General features: G+C 57.0%; 18 protein-coding genes. 10 read left to right on the top strand and 8 right to left on the bottom strand.

Translation table 11 applies throughout. The features are described from left to right. The first annotated feature begins 254 nt into the window (after nt 1-254). Both ACLB1Z_RS17010 and ACLB1Z_RS17005 read left to right on the top strand, forming a co-directional pair. Complete coding sequence (locus tag ACLB1Z_RS17010) at nt 255-1,079, top strand: ABC transporter permease (RefSeq protein ID WP_409560903.1); 825 nt, start codon at nt 255-257, stop codon at nt 1,077-1,079. A gap of 22 nt (nt 1,080-1,101) precedes the next feature. Beyond that, nucleotides 1,102-2,361 (top strand): ABC transporter ATP-binding protein, encoded by a 1,260-nt coding sequence (locus tag ACLB1Z_RS17005; protein WP_409560902.1) that lies wholly within the window; start codon nt 1,102-1,104, stop codon nt 2,359-2,361. 21 nt (nt 2,362-2,382) lie between these two features. On the opposite strand, the gene ACLB1Z_RS17000 is transcribed toward ACLB1Z_RS17005, so the two are convergent. Continuing rightward, complete coding sequence (locus tag ACLB1Z_RS17000) at nt 2,383-3,498, bottom strand: class I SAM-dependent RNA methyltransferase (RefSeq protein WP_409560901.1); 1,116 nt, start codon at nt 3,496-3,498, stop codon at nt 2,383-2,385. 172 nt (nt 3,499-3,670) lie between these two features. On the opposite strand from ACLB1Z_RS17000, the gene ACLB1Z_RS16995 reads away from it, so the two are divergent. Next, nucleotides 3,671-4,123: a cupin domain-containing protein gene (locus tag ACLB1Z_RS16995; protein ID WP_409560900.1), complete on the top strand. Its 453-nt coding sequence runs from the start codon at nt 3,671-3,673 to the stop codon at nt 4,121-4,123. Between the two features lie 20 nt (nt 4,124-4,143). On the opposite strand, the gene ACLB1Z_RS16990 is transcribed toward ACLB1Z_RS16995, so the two are convergent. Together ACLB1Z_RS16990 and ACLB1Z_RS16985 are read right to left on the bottom strand one after the other, a co-directional pair. Further along, on the bottom strand, nt 4,144-4,431 hold the full coding sequence (locus tag ACLB1Z_RS16990) for a hypothetical protein (protein ID WP_409560899.1): 288 nt from the start codon (nt 4,429-4,431) through the stop codon (nt 4,144-4,146). A gap of 533 nt (nt 4,432-4,964) precedes the next feature. Beyond that, on the bottom strand, nt 4,965-5,096 hold the full coding sequence (locus ACLB1Z_RS16985; protein WP_409560898.1) for a hypothetical protein: 132 nt from the start codon (nt 5,094-5,096) through the stop codon (nt 4,965-4,967). Between the two features lie 701 nt (nt 5,097-5,797). Here ACLB1Z_RS16985 and ACLB1Z_RS16980 point away from each other — a divergent pair. Together ACLB1Z_RS16980 and ACLB1Z_RS16975 are read left to right on the top strand one after the other, a co-directional pair. Next, nucleotides 5,798-6,385, top strand: a complete 588-nt coding sequence (locus ACLB1Z_RS16980; RefSeq protein ID WP_409560897.1) for a c-type cytochrome — start codon at nt 5,798-5,800, stop codon at nt 6,383-6,385. Between the two features lie 181 nt (nt 6,386-6,566). Beyond that, entirely contained in the window at nt 6,567-7,604 is a 1,038-nt protein-coding gene (locus tag ACLB1Z_RS16975) for a zinc-dependent alcohol dehydrogenase family protein (protein ID WP_409560896.1), read from the top strand. A 67-nt stretch (nt 7,605-7,671) separates the two neighbouring features. On the opposite strand, the gene ACLB1Z_RS16970 is transcribed toward ACLB1Z_RS16975, so the two are convergent. The 4 genes from ACLB1Z_RS16970 to ACLB1Z_RS16955 all read right to left on the bottom strand — a co-directional run bounded on the left by ACLB1Z_RS16970 (nt 7,672) and on the right by ACLB1Z_RS16955 (nt 11,592). Beyond that, a complete protein-coding gene (locus tag ACLB1Z_RS16970) occupies nt 7,672-7,971 on the bottom strand; it encodes a hypothetical protein (protein WP_409560895.1) in 300 nt (99 codons plus the stop codon). A 188-nt stretch (nt 7,972-8,159) separates the two neighbouring features. Further along, a complete protein-coding gene (locus tag ACLB1Z_RS16965; protein ID WP_409560894.1) occupies nt 8,160-9,320 on the bottom strand; it encodes an HlyD family secretion protein in 1,161 nt (386 codons plus the stop codon). An 8-nt stretch (nt 9,321-9,328) separates the two neighbouring features. Beyond that, nucleotides 9,329-9,532: a DUF1656 domain-containing protein gene (locus tag ACLB1Z_RS16960; protein ID WP_409560893.1), complete on the bottom strand. Its 204-nt coding sequence runs from the start codon at nt 9,530-9,532 to the stop codon at nt 9,329-9,331. Beyond that, the gene (locus ACLB1Z_RS16955) at nt 9,529-11,592 is read right to left on the bottom strand and encodes an FUSC family protein (protein WP_409560892.1); all 2,064 of its coding nucleotides are present in this window, start codon (nt 11,590-11,592) and stop codon (nt 9,529-9,531) included. Before ACLB1Z_RS16955 ends, ACLB1Z_RS16960 begins: the two co-directional genes overlap by 4 nt. Before the next feature lie 537 nt (nt 11,593-12,129). On the opposite strand from ACLB1Z_RS16955, the gene ACLB1Z_RS16950 reads away from it, so the two are divergent. Then, the gene (locus ACLB1Z_RS16950; protein ID WP_409560891.1) at nt 12,130-13,230 is read left to right on the top strand and encodes a transglutaminase-like domain-containing protein; all 1,101 of its coding nucleotides are present in this window, start codon (nt 12,130-12,132) and stop codon (nt 13,228-13,230) included. Between the two features lie 330 nt (nt 13,231-13,560). On the opposite strand, the gene ACLB1Z_RS16945 is transcribed toward ACLB1Z_RS16950, so the two are convergent. Continuing rightward, nucleotides 13,561-14,055, bottom strand: a complete 495-nt coding sequence (locus tag ACLB1Z_RS16945) for a hypothetical protein (RefSeq protein ID WP_409560890.1) — start codon at nt 14,053-14,055, stop codon at nt 13,561-13,563. Nucleotides 14,056-14,245: 190 nt separating this feature from the next. On the opposite strand from ACLB1Z_RS16945, the gene ACLB1Z_RS16940 reads away from it, so the two are divergent. The 4 genes from ACLB1Z_RS16940 (at nt 14,246) to ACLB1Z_RS16925 (ending at nt 20,623) form a co-directional block, all read left to right on the top strand. Then, complete coding sequence (locus ACLB1Z_RS16940; protein ID WP_409560889.1) at nt 14,246-16,465, top strand: TonB-dependent receptor; 2,220 nt, start codon at nt 14,246-14,248, stop codon at nt 16,463-16,465. Between the two features lie 1,033 nt (nt 16,466-17,498). Next, on the top strand, nt 17,499-18,425 hold the full coding sequence (locus tag ACLB1Z_RS16935) for a formylglycine-generating enzyme family protein (RefSeq protein WP_409563297.1): 927 nt from the start codon (nt 17,499-17,501) through the stop codon (nt 18,423-18,425). 15 nt (nt 18,426-18,440) lie between these two features. Beyond that, the gene (locus tag ACLB1Z_RS16930) at nt 18,441-19,529 is read left to right on the top strand and encodes a DUF3300 domain-containing protein (protein ID WP_409560888.1); all 1,089 of its coding nucleotides are present in this window, start codon (nt 18,441-18,443) and stop codon (nt 19,527-19,529) included. 80 nt (nt 19,530-19,609) lie between these two features. Further along, on the top strand, nt 19,610-20,623 hold the full coding sequence (locus ACLB1Z_RS16925; protein WP_409563296.1) for an HAD family hydrolase: 1,014 nt from the start codon (nt 19,610-19,612) through the stop codon (nt 20,621-20,623). The last annotated feature ends 319 nt before the right edge of the window (nt 20,624-20,942 follow it).

The following is a 20,942-nucleotide window of genomic DNA, read 5'->3' as shown; positions in this document are numbered from 1 at the left end:
TGTTAAAAAAATCGTTGACGCTGGGCGCGACGCTCTGCACAAGTGCATTTGCAGGCGCGGTTCGCGTTCCAGCGATTGAAACGGCCGATGCCAGTTTTCTCTGTCAGGTGAAGCGATTCACCCGCAGTTCGGTAGATTTTTCCCTTTCGCATTTCGAAGCCGCCACCAGCTTACCCGCTGGACGCGATTTGATGCGTGCGTTTCTCTCTCCATCCCAAACATCGAAGAGACCCGCGATTTCGCCAGCAGATCGAATGCCGCGTTTGCTCGTCCTCGAAGCAGGGCGCGCTGAGCGCAACTATTGGTCCGACCTTTGGCATTATCGCGAGCTGTTCGCCATCCTAGCGTGGCGCGATATCGCGGTCAGATACAAGCAAACCGTCATCGGTATTGCTTGGGCGATCATTCGTCCACTTTTGACGATGATCGTTTTCACCGTTGTGTTTGGAAAGCTGGCAAAGCTGCCGAGCGACGGAGGCGTTCCTTATCCGATCCTTGTATTCGCCGGAATGCTGCCCTGGTTCTTGTTTTCGAGCGTGCTGAGCGAAGCATCGAACAGCCTGATTACAAGCGCGCACGTTATCAGCAAAGTCTATTTCCCGCGGATGATCGTTCCAGCTTCCGCCGGAGTCGTGGCACTCGTTGATTTTCTCGCAAACTTGACAATCCTGTTCTTGCTGATGGCTTGGTACGGCTGTCTGCCGAATTGGCGCATTATATTCCTGCCGTTCTTCACGCTTTTTGCAATTGCCGCGAGCCTTGGACCGGCGCTGTTGATTACGGCACTCAACGTCAAATACCGAGATATGCGATACATCATTCCGTTCGTCATTCAATTCGGACTCTATGTATCGCCGGTTGGCTTCTCCAGTGAGGTAGTGCCCGAGAGTATTCGCGTTTGGTACAGTCTCAATCCTGTAGTTGGAGTGATTGACGGCTTCCGATGGTGCCTTCTGGGCGATGCCAGCAGACTTTACCTCCCAGGCCTGTCGGTAAGTCTCGGTGTTACCATGCTCATGCTTTGGATCGGCATCCGATACTTCCGCCGGACCGAGCGCTCATTCGCTGACCTCGTCTAAGATCGCAGGAAGAACTCCCGAGATGAGTGATGTTGTCATCAGTGCCGAAGGCCTCTCAAAAAAATATCTGATCGGCCATCACCGGCCGGAGCGCTACACGGCCCTGCGCGATGTCGCCGTAAAGGTCCTGAAGCATTGGGCGCGGACAGGAATGGATGTCGCGCGCGGGCGGCAGCTCGTTGCCGGTGATCAGGTCGAGGATTTCTGGGCGCTGAAAGACGTCTCGTTCGAACTGAAGCGCGGCGACGTCGTCGGTATCGTCGGGCGCAACGGCGCGGGGAAATCGACACTGCTGAAAATCCTGTCGCGGATCACCGAGCCGAGTGCAGGAAGAGTTGAAATCCGAGGCCGCGTCGCAAGCCTCCTTGAAGTGGGAACGGGCTTTCATCTTGAGCTGACGGGGCGCGAGAATATCTATCTGAACGGCGCCATCCTTGGCATGAAACACGCCGAAATTCGCCGAAAGTTCGATGAAATCGTCGCCTTCTCGGAGGTTGAGAAATTTCTCGACACACCGGTAAAGCGTTACTCCAGCGGTATGTACGTTCGTCTCGCATTCGCCGTCGCGGCGCACCTGGAGCCGGAAATTTTGGTGGTCGACGAAGTTCTCGCCGTCGGCGATGCTGAATTTCAGCAGAAGTGCCTCGGTAAGATGAAGCACGTGGCTGGACAAGGCCGCACCGTTCTCTTTGTCAGTCACAATCTCGCAGCGGTCAGGGCATTATGCAATCGCGGCCTGTTGCTCGAAGGCGGAAAGATAGCAAGCGACGCTTCAGTAGAAGTCGTCGCTCGGCGTTACATCAATGCCAGCAGCGTGGCTGACTCGATTTCCTTTCCCGCAAACCTCTCGCGTCCCTCGATTACTTCGATCATCGTGAACCGAGAGGCGCTCGTTGACGGCGAACTAATCGTCAACATCGGCTTCATTTCCCCGCGACCTATCTCGAAGCCGGTCGGTGGCGTCATGCTTCGCGCCGACACGGGCGAACCTCTTTGGGGCTCGGACAATCGCTTCCACGCATCCAACGAAGTCACAAAGGGAATGACTTCGGGAACGCTCCGATGCCACGCACAGGCATTGCCGATCCGGCCCGGGACATACCATCTGTCGGCGTCGCTTGCAGATTGGCATGAAGAACTCGACGCCAAGCAGGACGTTCTGAGCATTCAGCTTGGAGACGAAACGGCCGATGTTCTGCGTCCATCGGCTTCAGCCGTGGGCCACGTCGATTGGCCCGCGAGGTGGCAGTCCTATCCGGTTGAAGACGCATCGGCGGCTTAATCTATCTCCTGCGCCCGTGTGTCAGAGTGGGGCGGTCAGGTGCAGCGAAACGCGCAGGCCGCCATGCGAGATTGGCCCAATCGGTTTCGAAAATGGCAGACCGGTCGCTGTTGCGAGCGCCGCTTCGTTCGTAATGACACCCACGCGCCAGCCATTAAAGCGCGCCTTCAATGTCTCCCCCAGCGATCGATACAACGCGTGCAACTGTTTCTTATTGCCGATGCGGTCCCCGTACGGCGGATTGACGATAACGAGTCCGGGTGGCCCGATTGGCACTGTGAGATCGCTGATCACCTGCTGACGAAATTCTGTGAACTCTGAAACGCCCGCGCGCTCGGCGTTGGCGCGGCTCATGTTGATCGCCCCGGCATCGCGATCGCTACCGTAAAATTTCACCGTCGGCACTTTCGGCTTTCGCGCGTCGCGCAGTTTCTGCCACGTTGCGGCGTCGAAGTTTGCCAACTCTTCGAAGGCAAAATGACGTGTGCGTCCGGGCATTAGGGCCGCCGCAATTTCCGCCGCTTCGATGACGAACGTGCCCGATCCGCACATGGGATCGACGACAGGTTCACCTCCATCAAACCCGCAGAGTCGCAAGAACAGCGCCGCGAGCGTCTCGCGCATCGGGGCCTTGTTCACGGCCTGCTTATGTCCACGTTTGTGCAGGAGATCGCCCGAAGTATCGACGCCGATGGCGCAGATATCGTTTTCGATCCGCGCTCTGACGCAAACGGCGGCATCGGGATCGAATGGCGCGCCGAGTTCCTCGCGGATTGCGCGTTCGATGCGCTGTTCGGCAGCACCCGAGTGGTAGATCTTCGAACTTTTGCACGAGGCTTCGACGCGGAAAGGCCGGTCTCGGCGCAGGACACCGCCCCACGCCACTTTACGCGCACGCTTATCAAGCTCGGAGAGGTGCGAAGCCCTAAACGTCGCGATGCGTGCGATAATGCGCGTTGCGCCTCGGAGTTCGAGATTGGCGCGCCAGACGTCCGGCCAACCGCCCCGCACGGTCACGCCGCCTGACGTGATTGCGGCCTTCTTGAAACCGTTCGCCCGCGCTTCGTCGCGCAGTGCGGCCTCAAGCCCAGGGGGGACGACAAGGAAAATTTCGAAATCGCTGTCAAACGCCGTCATGCGGCCTCATTATCCGGAAGCTGTGAGCGTATCGACATATTTTTGAGACCTCGGAAAGTTTCAGTACGACCCTTGGGGGAAAACAACGCCGGATGGGGGACTGGCAAAATCGCTGAGACCCCATAAATTCAGCATTAGCCGGCGGCCCTATCTCGACAAGGAGATGATTGGGATGAGCGATGTTTCAGAACAGATTTGCCACCTTGTGCGCCCCGACGATACCTATGACGGCAAGCAGGGTCTAACCTACTTCTGCGGCATAGCGGCCGAGACTGTGGGCTCGAAAAGCATTTGCATGCACCTGCTGACCATTCCGCCAGGCGGCCGGGCCAAGGCCCACATGCATGCCAATCATGAAACGGCGATTTACGTTCTGGAGGGTGAAGCCATCGCCCTCTATGGCAACAAGCTTCAGTATCAGGCCGTCACGAAAGCCGGTGACTTGTTCTACATTCCTGCGGGTGTTCCCCATCTTCCGATCAATCTGAGCAACAAGCCCATATCAGCGGTCATCGCCCGCACCGACCCGAATGAACAGGAAAGCGTTGTGCTTCTCCCGGAGCTTGAAACCTATGCCGACGCGGCGATCGCCCGCCTCATGCAGACATCGCCAGCGGCTGAGTGAATCGGCAAGCCGATGGACGGCTAAGCTTCTGGCCGCAACGGCGCCGGTGGGTGGCTCGGTTCTTTGTGAAAGTATCTGAGCGTAACATAGGCGCCGATCCACGACCCGACGACGGCGAACGCGACATACACCCAATTGTTCGTATAGCTGATGACCGCGAACGACGACAGCATATACCAGATGCCGCTCCAGTTGGCCGCGGAAAGCGGTCGACGCGAGACCACCGACGCCGTGAACATGACATAGGCGGCGTCGGTCGCGGCCGTCGCAAGTAGAACCCCGGCGCCGATCCATAAATCGATAGTCATCGAAAACTCCATGCGAGCGAGGGAGGTTGGCTGGTCGCTTATACACCCGTTCAAGACAACTTTTTTGTTGGGAAGCGGCAAACGGATTGGAAATCGCGCGAGAGGCTTTGCGGTTAAGCTTTATCGATTTGGCTACGATGGACGCGACGCTCTTCACCGCTATCGCAGGAACGTTGCTTGGTATCGGCTTCGGTCTGGCAGTTCCACTCGTCAATCACATGACCGTTGAACACAGCTCTTAGGCGCAGCGCGGACAAAACCTCGCTTATCTTTCGGTCGCGATATTTCTCGGTCAGTTCTTATCGTCTTTTGTCGACGTGGTTGTCGGGTCCGCAGCCACAGCATTTCTCCTCGCTTCTGGTGCGGCGTTCGCTGCGGCCGTCGCGGCTACGACCAGCGGGATAGCGGAGCCGGCATGAGAATTTCAGCGGCGGCGACAACTTTCAATGATCATAAAAATACCGGCAGGGCGTGTGACGCACCTGCCGGTATTGGACTTCCCAAAGTCATAGGCAATGAGAAGGCTGATGGCGTTAGTTGCCACCATACGAATTGCCGCCGAAAGCGCCGTGGACTGAGAGAGAGCTGTTATCAACAGGCGAAGCAACCGCTGCTGTGCTGATTACCGAAACTGCAATGACGATTGCGAGTGCGATGGTCTTCATGATGATGTCTCCAGTGGGGGTGCTAAGAAGATTTTCGGATCGTGAGAGCAGCGCTCTCGGTGTTACCGAAATTCAATTCGCAACGGCGCTGCGAAACGTTACCCGCGACAAACCGACCGCGTCAGCGCCGACCCGTGCTCATGGCGAGATGCGCTCCGCAAACCCGGCAAAAATTTAAAGCTCCTCGAAGGCCGACATTCGAATGCGCGGGCTTGCGGGTCCCGGACTTTGCTGTTGGCTCGCTCCATCCGGACGGCGCGCATGCGGTAAAAGCGGTTCGGCAGAAATACCGCCATAGCGATTCGCCTGCGCATCAGTAGTGATCATCGATCGCGTGAGGCCGAAGATCGGCAGCTACATCTCAACAGTTGGCGAAAACACACGCCCACCTACAACCTATAGGCGAATGCCAGCTTTTGCTGCGGGAGACAGCGCCGCGTGTTTTGGGTGGGGTGATGCACAGAAATGACGGTGCATAATCACTGTTGCGCGGAAGCCTCGTCAAATTTCAACATGGCGCGACAACGTGATAAAGTCACTTTATAAGGGCTCACCCGAAGTTGGCAAAAAGAGGATGACCGAGCGATATGAGCGGTCACACAAGAGACATGAACCCATCTAACCGTGGTCAGGAAACACCCGAAGTGCTTGCTACATATCGCAATCGTTCAACACGCTCACGTCTGTTTAAGTTTGCACTGATGTCATCGATGTTGGCGCTCCCGTTCGTCTGGGGACCGCACGCGGCCTTGGCTGATTCGGTAGAGGATGCCGCCGCGGTCTGTTCGGGCTGCCACGGCGAAGCCGGCGTTCCGATGGACAAGACGATACCGAACATCTGGGGTCAACGCCGCGAATATATCTTGAAGCAGCTTTTGGACTTCAAGGACGGCCACCGCAAGAACGACACGATGTCGGCAATCGTTGACTCTCTGACGAAGACCGACATGGAAGCTCTCGCCACCTATTTCTCGGAAAAGAAATGGCCGAACCTCGGTCAGCCGGCTGCTTCCGGCAACATTAAAGACCAGGCGATCGACACCATCGTCCAGTTGAACTGCAAGGGCTGCCATCAGGAGCACTTCCAGGGTGACTATGTGCGACCGAGACTTGCCGGCCAGCAGGAAGAGTACCTGCTGAAGACGATGACGGACTTCCATACCGGCGAGCGTGCAAACTTCGCACCGATGGAAGCGCTGATGAGATCGCTGAGCGAAGATCAGCTGAAACCCGTAGCTGCCTACCTCGCTGGTCTGACCGACAGTCGGACAGAAATAACGCCACGCTGATATAAGACTTAAGTGCCTCGGCGCTTAAAGAGAGATCCACATTGGGCTCGCCGCAAGGCGGGCCCGATTGTTTTTGGGCGGCCGTTTTCGAGATGTTGCCATGTGACTTAGGTCAAGGGCCAGTCCAAAGGTGATCGTACCTTGCGCGCCATCATTGATGGAAAGCCGAGTGGGTACACAGATGAAAGCTCTCGTTTACAAAGGCCCAGGCCTGAAAGCCGTCGAGGATCGTCCTATCCCCGAAGTACAAGCCGCAACCGACGCGGTCGTTAAGATTTCGAAAACTACGATTTGCGGTACGGATTTGCACATCCTGAAAGGCGATGTCCCGACTTGCACGCCTGGACGAATTCTCGGACATGAAGGCACGGGCGTTATCGAGAAAGTCGGCGCCGGCGTCACGTCCTTCAAACCGGGAGATCGCGTGCTGATTTCGTGCATCTCAGCATGTGGCCGCTGCGAATATTGCCGCAAGGGAATGTATTCGCATTGCACGACGGGCGGCTGGATTCTCGGCAACTCTATCGATGGTACGCAGGCCGAGTACGTACGCATTCCGCATGCCGACACCAGCCTTTATCTGCTCCCCGAAGGCGTCGACGAAGAAGCGTTGGTGATGCTCAGCGACATTCTTCCGACCGGCTTCGAATGCGGCGTTCTCAATGGCAAGGTCGCCCCGGGAAGCACGGTTGCGATTGTCGGCGCAGGTCCGATCGGAATGGCAGCACTATTGACCGCGCAATTCTATGCCCCAGCCGAGATCATCATGATTGACCCTGACAGCAAGCGGCTGGAAGTGGCCAAGCGTTTCGGCGCAACCAAAACGGTCGCCGCTACGGGAAGCAGTGCGACGGAAGCCGTCATGAAGCTCACCGGAGGACGCGGTGTCGATACGGCAATTGAGGCGGTCGGCATTCCGGCGTCTTTCGCGACCTGCGAGGAAATCATCGCGCCGGGCGGGTCGATTGCAAACGTCGGCGTTCACGGAACCAAGGTCGACCTTCACCTGGAACGCCTTTGGAGCCAGAACATCAGCATCACCACACGTCTCGTCGACACTGTAACGACACCGATGCTTCTCAAAACGGTGGAAGCCAAAAAAATAGATCCGACCAAACTCATCACACATCGTTTCAAACTCGGTCAGATCCTGGACGCTTACGACACTTTCGGCCATGCTGCCCAAACGGGCGCCCTGAAGGTCATCATCGCCGCTTAACGGCATCTGAAAAAGGTAGAAGACCCAAGGATTGAAAAGGGCGCCTTAGGCGCCCTTTCCATTTTTATTATTTGCCGTTGTTCTCGTTATTATTCGGAGTGCGATCGGAAGTACCTTCCGGTGTCTGCGCACCTCCCGCTCCTGGAGCACCGGCCTTCGTAGATCCGGGCAAGCGATCCGGTGACGTGTCTCCAGGCGTGCGGTCGGAGGTTTTTCCTTGCTCGCCCGTCGATGCACCACTCGATGCACCAGTGTTCATGTTTAGGTCGGATTTCATTTTGCTCGACTGTTGGTCGGCGATTGCCGGTCCTGCCACCGCAGCGAACGCAATCGCACCGGCCAACACTGCTGAGACTTTCAAGTTCATATTCGTTTCTCCTCGAGGCTATTGTTTTGTTTGGCGGGCTTTCGCCTGCTATCGAGGAAGACTCTCGCGTGCCGTATGTTCCCGCAGTTGTGGTCAAAGTTTACCGCGGGAGGGAATGACTCGCGAATTTGTGATGATGCGCCCGGCGAGAATGGAAGCGGCGCGGTTCTCGTTTCGCAGCAGCTTGCCTAGCGTTTGCCGTCTTGAGCGGAGGCTGGCGTCGTCCGGCTGTCGATCTGAACAGTCGCGGTAAGACCTGCGACCAGCATTACGCCGTCCGGAAGCTTATCAATTTCGATGCGCACCGGAACTCTTTGCGCCAGTCGCACCCATGTGAAGATCGGATTGACCGTCGCCAGTCCCTGCGAGCCGGGCTGTGCATTGGGAATGTTGATGCCGCGTGCCATTCCATGAACGCGGCCCTCGATGATCTGGCTATGACCCATCAGCTTGATCTGAGCGCGGTCGCCTTCATGGATGGAGGCCAGAACATTCTCGGTGAAGTAGGCGTCGACCCAGAATGAATCGGCATCGACCATCGTGATTTCGCCTTGCCCGACGTTGGCGTAATCACCGAGCTGAGCCAACAGGTTCGTCACCCAGCCGTTGACGGGAGAGTGCACCTCTACGCGCTTGAAATTGGCTTCGGCTTGATCGAGCGCCGCTTTGGCTTGCGCAAGCGAAGCGACTGCGCTGCCGCGCTGGGCGGTTAAAGCATCGATCTGCCGTTTGGAAACGACAAGGGCTGCTTCAGCGTTCTTGAGAGACGCCTGGCTTTGACGTAGTGCAGAAGCGGTCTGCTGCGCCATCTGCACACTGCCAAACTCCTGCTGAGCAAGTTCACCATATCGCGATGCTTGTTGTTTTGCGAACGCGAGCGCGGCCTGGGCGTCGTCAACTTGCGCTTGGCTGGCACCGATCTGCGCCTGTTGGACCGAGATCTGGCTATCCACATTCTGGATGTTGGCTTGTGCCTGTTGCACGGAGGCTTTCGCGGAATCGACGGCGATCCGGTAATTGGTCGGGTCGATCACCATCAGCAAGTCGCCCTTATGTACGAACTGATTGTCGGTGACATGCAGTTCGACGATCCGTCCGGCGACCTCCGGCGCGACCGTCACGACATAGGCGCGTACAGTTCCGTCGCGGGTCCACGGTGCCTCCATGTACGCGACCCACATCTTCCAGCTTAGCGGTAATGCGATCGCGACGGCAATGAGCGTGAGCAGATAGGGCACGAACCGCGGATGCAGCTTGGCGCTGTCGCCTTCCGGCGGCGGGGCTGCATTCGCAAACACCCCACCGCGATCGTCTGTGCGCATTTTCAATTCGTCGCTGACGTTCGACATAAAAAATTTCACCGATCGGCGATCAAAATCATGGACGATAGGATGATCATGTAGATGGCAAATACGAAAAGCGCAGGATGCCAAACATAGCGCAAGCCATCATATTTAACTGCGAGCCTGCGAACACCGATCATGAGAAACCACGCCGCGATCATCATCAGAGAAATCGGTGCCACATAGACGCCGAGGATGTCGATCTCGCTGAACCTCATGATGCGGCACCAAAGTAAGAGGGATGTTGGTTAAGCGCGCCTGCTATCGCAAGTATGCGACTTCGGGCGCGCAAGAAATCAGGCTGTAAGCCGTTTTGTGCCGGAAGCAATTCAAAATGCCGATCCACCTCACCCAACTGCTGTATAGTCTGCCCGATTTCTCCGCGCGCCAGATGACCCAGAGCGACGTCGAATTGGTGCCGCGGGCCATGGGCACCGACGATATGGCAAAGTTGGATAATTTGCTCTCCCACAGACAGCGCCGCAAGCAATCGCGCCCTCTGTATCGGCTCTGCCGCGGACGGCATCGCGACGAGGCGCGCATACATGCGCCGATCCCAGTCATCCGTTTCGCCTGGCACTCCAAGACGCGCCATGCGGCGAAGATCGTTCAAGGTCAATGCTAGTAGCCGTCGTGTTTGCGTGGCGGGGGCGAGTGGTGGCAGCACACGGAAGAAAAATGCGCCAAGGCCAGTGCCACCCACAATGGCCAGCGCATTGTTGTAGAAATTGACGGTGTTGTAAGTCATTTCGTTCGCCGGCATCAGAAGCGGAATGAATAGAGCGACGACCGCAACCAAGACGGGCGATTGCCACTTTGACATCGCAGCGCCGGCTGGCACCAGAAAGAGGCCGAGAACGACAAAAAGCCCTGCGAACGTGTCGATCTGAGGCAGGATAGCGAAGGCGATGATAGCAGCAAAAATTGCACTGATCACGGCTCCGATCATGAAAGCCATGACGAACGAATAAGCTTCCTCGGCTCTTGGCGCAAAAATCGTGACGGCAACCGCCGCCCAAGTGATTGCCGCAGCGCCGTTCGGCCAGGATGTTGCAATCCAGAAGATCGCGATCGCCATAATCGCGAGAAACGCGCGGGCGCCGTTGATCAGCGCAGGCAACCAGTCAGCCACAGAAACGTGAACCGTCTTGCTTTGCTCGTTTCGTCGAGGAGCGGCAACCAGGAGCGCCAACCCGCCGATGGCTTGGGCGATTCCAAAGAGGGCTTTCGCTGTCTGATCGGCAATCAATCGCGTCGACGGCGTGTCGAACGGCGAGGAGCGAAGCGTTTCTCCTACGCCGCGATACTGCCGCTGCATATCCACCGGGTCGGAAAGCCAACCCCCGGAGCGGCCCTGCTGTGACATGTCGCGAAGCTTGAGTGGAATTTCATTCAGCACCGCATCAGCGTCTTTCCTGGCTTCTGTTTCGGGGGCGTTGGCAAGACGAACTGCAATCCCACGCCAAGCGGACAAAGCGGCAAACATGCCGACCATAGTTCCACGCAATACCGATGAGTGGTAACGAAGCCCAGCCGACTCCCCGATCGCCTCGTCGATCACGGGATCTAGCGCAATAACGCGCCGTGTGAGATCTCGCCGGATCGGCTGGAACGGCAAATTTTGTGCACCGGCCCTCAGTGTCGAGTCGATGCCGGTCGCGATATCTGCCGTCAACGATGCTAGCGACGCGGCAAGACGCCTGCGGGCGCCACCGAAATCTGTTGCTGCGAGAATGACACCAGCACAAACGATGCCGAGAATGATCTCGGTCGAGCGCTGGATAGCCAGCATGAACGCATCGCCGTTGAGGCCTCCGACAGCGCCGAGCTGGTCGGTGGCGATGACGGCTGCGGTAAAGCCGGCCAGCGCCGCCGCGTAGGAAGCAAAATTGCGTAGTAGTGTCGCCACGAATGCTGAGGCCCCGCACCAAAGTGCGAGTGCGGAGAGGAATGCGATCCGGTCCTGTGGGAACAGCGCTGTCAGGATAACGATTGTCACGGCTCCAACCAGCGTGCCCAGCATTCGGAACCACCCCTTACGGAGCGAGGCGCCAAGATGCGGTTGGCAGACAATTGCAGAGGTGGTTCCGGCCCAAAATGCGTTATCCAGCTCCAGTCGAAACGCGACATACAACGCCAGGCACGTCGATGCCCATAAACGAAGCCCAAAGAGGAGCGCGGGCAATGACTCGCGAGCGAGGTTCTCCGTTTGCGTAACGATCTGTGACGAGTGTCTGCGGAAATGAATGAAAAGGGGATGAGAGAACCCGGCAAGCACTGAGGAGACCTCTGGTCACATCCGCCAAGAAATAACCGTCCTGGAACGTCGCGACATTATGCTTTTGGGAGCGTGCCCGTAAACGGCTTATTGGCGGCAGGATGGAGTTTGCCGTGCGATTGCGAAATGCGGGGCTTCGGCCGTGCCCACTGCTGGCTCGGGTCGGCTGCGCTTTGTTATGAGAATGCACGAGGGCGCACAGGATCGGTCTGCTGATGGCGGTGGCGCCGTGCATTTGGCAAGCCGATAGAGGACGGTTGCAATTGATTATGACGCGCGCCTGAGCGTATGTTGCGATCCAGATGAGACGCATCCTCGCTCCCGAGTTTCGGGGCAAAATTTGTAGGTGCCTTGTCCTTCCCTCGCTGAGGGCGGGACCGAGCGTCTTGATCATAGTCTTCACCGCTTTTGTCGCCGCTGAACGGGGATCGGATCGCCCGTTCGCAGCAGATTGCGCTGTCAAGCCAGTGCCGGCGACAACATGCTGAACATGGACACCGCTTTACGAAGTGCTGGATGCACAAAGGAGTTCAACCAATGGTTCTGTCTCGACGCGACGTTCTGAAAGCCGGCGCTGCAGTCTCAGCCATCGCAGCGCTGCCGAGTTGGCCCGCGCGAGCTGGGTTCGCACCGCAAACCGGAAAATGGCGCAAATTCGAATTATCGACACGGTTGGCGATTGAGAACGCTTCTGGCGTAACGCAGGCGTGGATTCCGCTTCCGGCATTCTCCGAGCCGTCCTGGATCAAGCCTGAGGGCAGTAGCTGGAGTACAAACGCCAAAAGCGCCGAAATCGTAAAAGATCCGAGATACGGTGCCGAGTTCCTGCACGTCGTGTGGAATGAGGGCGAGAAGGCCCCCTCCATCGAGGTGAGCAGCAAGGTTGCAACTCAGAACCGCGCCGTCGATCTCTCCAGGCCGCTCGGAACGCAAACGCTATCGGACACTGAGCGTCATCTTTATCTGATGCCCACGGATCTCATCCCAACGGACGGCATCGTGAAGGAGACGTCCGATAAGATCGTGGCTGGCGCCAAAAGCGATACGGATAAGGCGCACGCAATCTATCAATGGATCGTCGAAAACTGCTATCGCGACGCCAAAACCCGCGGATGCGGTATCGGCGATATCGCCAACATTCTCAAATCCGGAAATTTTGGTGGTAAGTGCGCGGATATTAATGCGCTGTTTGTCGGCCTCGCCCGCGCCGCGGGGCTGCCGGCCCGCGATCTTTATGGGCTGCGCGTGGCGCCGTCGGCGTTCGGCTACAAAAGCCTCGGCGCCAAGAATGATATCGTTACCAAGGCTCAGCACTGTCGCGCCGAGGTCTTTCTTGCGGAATTTGGCTGGGTCCCCATGGATCCCGCCGACGTGCGCAAAGTCATGCTCGAGGAGCCACCGGGAAATCTACCGCTGACGGACGAAAAGGTCGCCGAAGCGCGCAAGACGCTGTTCGGCGCGTGGGAAGGGAACTGGCTCGCGTATAACACAGCCCATGATTTGGCGCTGCCGGGTGCAACCGGACCCAAGGTCGGCTTTCTGATGTATCCGGAGGCCGAAGTCGCAGGCGAGCGGCTCGATTGCCTGAACGCTGACACGTTCAAATACGTGATTACGGCGCGCGAACTCGCCGTTTAACCGCAATAAATCGTCGGTCGTCCGATGCTCTTGTTCGCTCCATCGTGTGGTGATGGAGCGGATGGGCATTGGCCGTTTTTATCTATCAGTTTTTCGAAAATGCGGCGCCGACAACTTTCCCGCTTACTTCCAACATGTGCCGCGAGACAACCAGAACCGTGCAGCCGCCGCAAGTCGTTGTTGCCAGAGGCATCATGGGCGACAATAGAAGAGGGGCGCCAGCAACGATGCGAATGTTCCGGCTGGCACGCCCGAGGGGATACGCTGACAACAATTAAAACACCTAGACAGATGGGGGCTAATCCGAATAACGAATCGGATAGAATGCCCCTACAAACAAAAAACCCGCGGATGAGCTTCGATTAAATAGCGAAAATGCGTATTTGCAGAAGTCATGATCGAGGGAGGAGCTTTAATCGCCGGCGCCACGCGCTCGTCTCGGCAGCATTCGCGCTGCTGAGTGTTTTTCATTTTGCATCTCTTCTGCCTAACCATGTTGTCTCCGAACTCCGGCACTTTCTGTTCGCAGCCGATTACGGCAGCTTCGCCGATTTCATCTGCGAAAGCGGCAAATCCCGCTCTGAACAACCAGGCGGCAAGACGTCGAGCTGTCCGTTTTGCAAAGGTCTCGCTGCGTTCCAACTCGCAGTGACCTCGGCGCCCATAATCGTTCGGCCGCCCACTCAGAAAAGCCAAAAGATCGCCGCGAGCGAAGCGGTGCTCCTTGCGATTGTTTTCCTTGTAAACGCCCGTAGCCGCGGCCCCCCACCGCTTGCCTGATAGCGATTGGATCGCTCTGTATATCTGCGATCCGACACCAATCATTCACAACGTATATCAGTTCCAGTGTTGACCAGCGTCGTCGCTGCGCGATGACCCGCGGTCAAATGGGGGAGCCTTTATGTTTCGTAGTCAGCGAATGCAGCTGCTGGGCGCAGCGGCAACGACCGTCCTTGTGCTTGGATCGCAGGCACAAGAGAGCTTTGCACAGGAAACGCCAAACGGGGATAATTCGATGCCGCCCGTGGTTGTTCAGCGTGAAAGCCCTGAAAACAAGCCTGAGACGGCGAAAACCCAGAGGTCTATCGGAATGAATGGCAAAGGCGATGAGGTGCGATCCTCGCAGCAACAATCAATTCCGGTTGCCATGCCGATCGAGATGGAGAGCGCCGGGAGCAGCACAAAGAGCTTGGCCCAGCCCCTTAATTCCACGCGTCTATCTCGCAATCAGATCCAGTCGCAGCTTCCGTCTACGAGCGATACGGCTCAGCTTTTGACCAAGGTTCCAGGCGTCAGCGTCTATACTTCGGGAGGGATTTCAAGCTTGCCCGCGATCAACGGGCTGAACGGCGACCGGGTCAAAGTGTTGGTCAACGGCATGGTCATCTCGCCCGCATGTACCAACCAGATGAACCCACCGCTTTCATACATCGATCCATCGCAGGTCGCCGTCGCGGAGGTAATCGCCGGCATAACGCCGGTCAGCAAAGGTGGAGACAGTCTCGGGGGAACGGTGATTGTGGATTCGCGTCCGCCAGAATTCGCGGTTGCTGAAGAAGGCGTGCGCACCTCGGGGAGCATTTCCGCCTTCTACCGCAGCAATGGCGACGGGGTCTCAACTTCCGTGCACGCCGAAGCGGCAACGCAAAACGTCAGCCTCGGTTACTCGGGCGCTTGGACAAAGGCTGATGATTACGCTCGCGGCGACGACGGAGCTATCGTTCGCTCGACGCTTTATCAAGCTTACAATCACGCTCTCACGCTCGGCATAAGGAACGGCGCCGATATCTTCACATTTCGGGGTATCTATGCGTCCGTCCCATATCAAGGGTTCGTGAACCAGCGGATGGATATGGTCGACAACGACGCGTGGCTCTTCAATCTGCGCTCCTTCACGCATCATGATTGGGGAACGCTCGACTTCCGTGCGTATTATCATCAGACGGCGCACCGTATGGATATGCTAGCGGATAAATCCGGCGCTATGCCGATGAACGTCGATGGAACGGATGCGGGTTATTCAGTCAAAGCCGAAATCCCGTTGACCACCGTCGATATCCTGCGCGTCGGCAACGAGTTCCATCGCGAGACGCTGAACGATTGGTGGCCGCCTGTGGCCGGCATGGAACCGATGATGGGACCGAATACGTTCATCGATATCAATCATGGCACGCGTCAGCGACTTGGCACATTTGCCGAGTGGGAGCATCGCTGGGATAGCGCATGGAGCACGTTGATCGGACTCCGCAATGACATGGTCTGGATGGATACCGGCGATGTCCATGGCTATAGCGCCATGTATGCAGCTGATGCTGCAGCGTTCAACGCGCAAGACCACGATCGCATCGATGCCAACTTCGACGTAACGGCGCTCGTCCGCTATGAACCGTCCGCAAATGAAACCTACGAAATAGGCTACGCTCGCAAGACACGCTCGCCCAATCTCTACGAGCGCTACGCCTGGAGCACTGGCAACATGGCGGCCGACATGATCGGCTGGTACGGTGACGCCAACGGCTATGTCGGTAACCTCGACTTAAAGCCCGAGATCGCCAACACCGTAAGCTTCACGGCAGGCTGGCACGATCGGACGGGGAGCGCGTGGGATATCAAGGTCACGCCTTACTACACATACGTGCAGGACTACATCGACGCCAATTTCCTGAAGTCGCAGAGCAGTATGGGCGAAATGGGCGGCATGAACATGGGGGGCATGGCGATGCCGTCCAGCGAGTTCGTGACCTTGCAGTTCGCCAACCACGCCGCCCAACTCTACGGCGTCAACGTGTCGGGCAGCCTCGATCTGTGGAATAGCGCCGTCTATGGCCAGTTCGGCATCGCCGGCATTATTGGTTACGTCAATGGCGAGAACCTCGACACCGGCGATACCCTCTATCATATGATGCCGCTCAACGCGCAGTTGACGCTCAGCCATCAGCTCGGCAATTGGTCGAACGCGGTGCAATTGACGATGGTCAACGCTAAGGATGACGTTAACGCGTTGCGACACGAGCCCACAACGCCGGGCTACACGCTTGTCGATTTGCGGTCCAGTTATCAGTGGCAAAACGTTCGCTTCGATTTCGGCATCTCAAATCTTTTCGACAAGCTCTACTACCCGCCTCTCGGCGGCGTCGATTGGGCCGACTACGCTGCCGAAGGACAAACCGGTTTGATATCGCCTGTTCCCGGACAAGGACGCTCCTTCAACGCTGGCGTCACTGTTACCTTCTAGTCTGTGTGATGCCATGTCGGCCGGTCATCGAGTTGATGGCCGCGCCGACACTTCAGCCTGCCGGGGTGAAAATGCCAGCTAATGACAACAAGGTTCTAAAAGCTCACCCGATGCGCTCAACCAAGGCTTGGCGAGGCTCGTTGACCTCAATTTGTGCAGCAGTGATGAGCCTGCTACAGCCAATCTGATTTTTCCAACTTAGGATTACGAATTATCGTTGCGTTTTCGGAGATGGGGGGTCTCGGAATGCGGACGAAAATCCAATTTGTTGTTTGCATTTTGCTTTCTGCCTCCGCGGTAACAGAGGCGCATGCTGACGAATATGGCTTCTCCACTTACGGACTGGGAAGCGCCGCATTCGGGGCTGGCATCACTTATAATTTCGAGAACACGGCCAGGGACTATTAAAGCGGCACGAATTTTCACTACGAGTGCGCCGCGAGGCCGCGAAGGGATTGGTCATCGGCGTCGTAGCCTATGAGTATCGCCAATTTCAGGATCCGGCGCCCGCCTAGGTCCGCTTGAGGGCAGCGTCGACGCGATTGGCGGCGGTGTTCAATATACGACGATCGCGAACGGCACCGTCCTGATTCTCAACGCTCGGCACTATGAAGAGTACAATGTCGAGAAGCGTTGGGATGGAAGCATGACGATTGTTTCTGGCACCATCCGCTATTGATCCGACTATCGAATGACCAACCTCTTATCATTCGAAATAGGATTTTAATCAGTACGCAGCGGTGATTTTCATTCTGTCCTAACGCAGCGCAGCGACGTATTCGTTTGACTATCGGCAAAAGCCACTAGACAGTCCGCGCTGAGTAGGCGGTCACTACGCATCAGCGAGCGGCTGGTTATGCTTAAGCAATTTTTGGCTAACTTTCTTCGAACGCATTTTCGGTTCCGCGCGCGATAGCTATTATACGCCTCCAGCTTTGTTGGCAGGAATTCTCCGTCGCACGGGGAGACGATGAGCGTTTATCCGGATATCGACTCGAGACCTCAGGGTGAAGTCCCGACTGAGCGACCGGGTATGGTGTTCGTGCCCGGCGGGACATTCCGAATGGGGTCGGACAGGCATTATTCCGAAGAATCCCCGAGCCATCGCGTAACTGTCGATGGTTTCTGGATCGACGAGACGCCTGTGACGAACGCCCAATTCAAGAAATTCGTCTCGGAAACTCGCTACACGACGTTTGCCGAGATCCCCCCCAAGGCCGAAGATTATCCCGGCGCGCTTCCTCACATGTTGAAAGCCGGTTCTCTCGTCTTTACGCCGCCCAGGCATGCGGTCGACTTGAGAGATTGGAGCCAGTGGTGGGATTTTCGCTTCGGCGCGAATTGGCGTCATCCGTATGGAAGAGGTTCGTGGACGAAAGGGCTCGATGAGCATCCGGTCGTCCATGTCGCGTATGCTGATGCGGAAGCCTACGCGATGTGGGCCGGCAAAGAACTCCCGACCGAAGCTGAGTGGGAATATGCAGCACGCGGCGGTCTCGAAGATGCGGAATTTGCCTGGGGGGACGAATTCACACCTCAGGGTCGGCACATGGCCAATACCTGGCAAGGCATGTTCCCGCTCGAAAATCTGAAGGAAGACGGTTACGAGCGTACCTCGCCAGTCAGAGCCTTTCCCGCAAACGGCTTCGGCCTATACGATATGATCGGGAACGTCTGGGAATGGACATCTGATTGGTACTCGACGAAGCATGCGGCCGACGCTCCAAAAGCCTGCTGCGTTCCGGTTAATCCGCGCGGACCGGCGAGAGAGCAAAGTTTCGACCCGTGCCAGCCAAACATCCGTATTCCTCGCAAGGTGTTGAAGGGCGGGTCGCACTTGTGCGCACCAAACTATTGCCGCCGCTATCGCCCTGCGGCGCGCCATGCCGAACCAATCGACACGTCAACCAGTCATGTCGGATTCCGATGTGTCGTTCGAAAACGTCCTGACGAGGAATAAGCGTTGCGAGGAAAAATGAGAATACTCTTGAAGACTTGTGTTGCCTTCCTAATGCTGTCTGTTGTTGTGCCGGCTGCCTCTTATGCCGATGAGCAGAAGTTTTCCAAGCAGCAACTCGACCAGATGCTGGCGCCAATCGCGCTTTATCCAGATGATCTTCTGTCCAACGTTTTAATGGCGTCGACCTATCCCTTGGATGTCGTGGAAGCGGCGCGATGGCGCAGCGATCCTGCCAACGCCAAATTGCAAGGTGATGCGCTCGTCGATGCCCTGAAAAGTAAAAGTTGGGACCCAAGCATTAAGGCGCTCGTCCAGTTCCCGGACGTCTTGAACATGATGAGCAATCAACTCGACTGGACGCAGAACCTCGGTGACGCATTTCTTGCACAGCAAGACGCTGTCATGAATGAGGTGCAGTTCCTGCGTCAGAAAGCCGATTCAAGTGGCCATCTCAGAAGCAATTCCCAGCAGACCGTCACGCAGGACGATGGATCCTACGTCATCCAGCCTGCCGAGCCCGATACGGTTTACGTGCCGGTTTATGAACCGTCGGTGGTCTACGGGCCGTGGTGGTATCCGGACTATCCGCCGTATTATTGGGGGTATCCGGACGCGACGTTCGTGGACGGATATTTTTGGGGGGCGGCCGGTGTCGCCATCGCCGGCGGCATCTGGGGCTGGAACCACTGGGATTGGCGTCACCGTCGCATCGACGTTAACGTGAACCGCTGGAATCGTATCGACGACAACCGCCGCCGCATCAAGAGCAATGTCTGGAAGCACGACGCGCACCATCGTGGGCATGTCGTGCGCAATAAAAATTTCAACCGCGCCAACGTCGAACGACGCCTCAAAAATACCGACCACAGGGCGCTCGACAATAAGGTCAATCACGGCGCGCAATTGCGCCATAACGGCCGCAATTTCAATAAGGCAAGAGGCGGCAAAAACAGGGCAGCACATGTTCGTCGCTCAACGGGTGGCAGGAAATTCGTAAAGCCGAACCGGCCGCGGCACATGCGCGCTCGTCCTCATGCGAAGCGACCAGCATTCCACGCTCATCGCGGCGGCGGGAGGCGCGGTGGTTTCAGAAGGCGCAGATAGCGTTCTGATTCCGAGGCGGATTGAACAAAATGATCGATGAGAGACTGCAACGAGTTCAGTAACTCCTAGAGCCTCACATGATGGTTGCGGTGGCACGCATACACATCGGCTGGATGCTGGGTTTCCTGGCATGCATGCTCGTTGTCTCGGCCGCAGCCGGCGCGCTATCTGATCCATTGCCCTCCTGGGAGGAAAGCCAAGCCAAGCGGCAGATCCTCGACTTCGTTGGAAGGGTGACGGCGAGGGGCGGAGCGCACTTTGTGCCCGAGACGCAACGCATCGCTGTCTTCGATAATGACGGGACGCTGTGGGCGGAGAAGCCGATTTACGTCCAGGCACAATTTGTCATCGACAGAATTCGAAGTCTCGCCCCGCAGCATCCCGAATGGAAGGATAAGGAGCCGTTCGCCTCGATCCTGAAAGGCGATATGAAAGGTATCGCTAAATCCGGAGAGTCCGGCATTGCGGCGGTTATGGCCGCCACGCATGCAGGGATGACGACGGACGAATTCGATAAAATCGCCGAAGACTGGATTAGCACGGCCAAGCATCCGACGATGGGCCGGCTTTACACCGATCTAGTCTATCAGCCGATGCTGGAATTATTATCCTATCTCCGCGCCAACGGTTTCAAGACGTTTATCGTCTCCGGTGGCGGTATCGAGTTCATGCGGCCTTGGACGGAGCGCGTCTACGGCATTCCACCGGAGCAAGTCATCGGCAGTTCTGGTGGGCTGAAGTTTGAAATGCACGACGGCAAGCCGTTGATCGTGAAGTTGCCGACTCTCGTCCTCAACGACGATAAAGACGGAAAGCCGGTCGGCATCGAGCGCCACATTGGCCGGCGGCCGGTCGCCGCGTTCGGTAATTCCGACGGCGATCTTCAAATGCTCGAATGGACGTGCGATGCGCCGGCCACGCGGCTTTGCCTGCTCGTGCATCACACCGATGCCGAACGCGAATGGGCCTACGATCGCTCATCTCGCGTCGGCAAGCTCGACAAAGCACTTGATCAAGCGACCGCCAAAGGTTGGACGGTTGTCGACATGAAGCATGACTGGAAGACGATCTATCCCAAGGAGGTCAAGCCATGAACCAGGAAAAACGGGGTTCTCACAGGGCCCCCCGCGCCAATTTGAGCTCATGCCATTGGGCGTGGCACGCCCGCACCGCAATAACAAATTACGTTGACTACTGAATGATCTCGCAAGACAGTCTCGGTCGTAGATGGGAGGTCGCTACGCGTTCCCGGATGCCGGCTATGCGTATGTATTTGTTTGCACGATCAAAAGCCGCTCGCTGCCCAGAAACTGGCGGGCGATCTCGATTTTTTCGGCGCAGGAGCCAATTTTCTCTGCCCAGCGTTGCCCTGAAATTTTAGCGCTGCTGGAGAGGATGGGCGATGAGTATCGC

Source organism: Hyphomicrobium sp. MC8b (assembly GCF_905067615.1).
GTDB lineage: Bacteria > Pseudomonadota > Alphaproteobacteria > Rhizobiales > Hyphomicrobiaceae > Hyphomicrobium_B.
Note: the sequence above shows the minus strand (reverse complement) of the source record. Positions and strands in the feature narration are given on the sequence as shown.